Raw genomic sequence first — 207 nt, forward strand, 5'->3', positions numbered from 1 at the left:
ATGTTACGAATAATTTCCTCTGTAGACACTTCGTTAATTTTTAAATCTTTAATTTGAAAGGCTTGTACTACTTTAGAAATAAGCATTGAAATAATAACTTCTTCATTCGGAATTTTTGCAACCCATACATTTTCCTCTTTTGCTTTCGACCAAACGACATGATTATCTGGCATAACCATTGATAAAGCCTGATAGGAAACTGGTGCA

Annotated in this window: 1 protein-coding gene; it reads right to left on the reverse strand. The window is 32.4% G+C overall.

Annotation, left to right across the window (positions count from 1 at the left end; all coding sequences use genetic code 11):
* Positions 1–207, reverse strand: a 207-nt coding sequence (locus tag GT045_RS06575) for a hypothetical protein (protein WP_202527338.1), incomplete at both ends; no start/stop codon positions are given.

The organism is Streptomyces sp. SID486 (genome assembly GCF_009865385.1).
In the GTDB taxonomy this organism is placed as follows: Bacteria; Actinomycetota; Actinomycetes; order Streptomycetales; family Streptomycetaceae; genus Streptomyces.